This is a genomic window from Erwinia sp. SLM-02 (assembly GCF_037450285.1).
GTDB lineage: Bacteria > Pseudomonadota > Gammaproteobacteria > Enterobacterales > Enterobacteriaceae > Erwinia.
In genome coordinates this window covers 1-255 of sequence record NZ_JAQISN010000041.1, presented here as the reverse complement: position 1 = coordinate 255, position 255 = coordinate 1, and the positions used below count along the sequence as shown (strand labels likewise).

1 rRNA gene is annotated in these 255 nt (G+C 45.5%); it reads left to right on the top strand.

The annotated features are described in order from the left end of the window. Positions 1–167: 167 nt before the first annotated feature. A 23S ribosomal RNA gene (locus PGH32_RS24665) occupies positions 168–255 on the top strand; the annotation flags it as partial.

Below are 255 nucleotides of genomic sequence, written 5' to 3'. Positions count from 1 at the left end.
GCAACAGTATGCTGCGAAGTATTATGCTCTTTAACAATCCGGAACAAGCTGAAAATTGAAACGACATACTGTTTTCATTCTCCGTAATAAGAATGAATAACACTATGTTCGAGTCTCTCAAATGCTTGCAACTGACATTTGTCCTACGGGACGCTTGTGGGTTGTGAGGTTAAGCGACTAAGCGTACACGGTGGATGCCTAGGCAGTCAGAGGCGATGAAGGGCGTGCTAATCTGCGATAAGCGTCGGTAAGGTG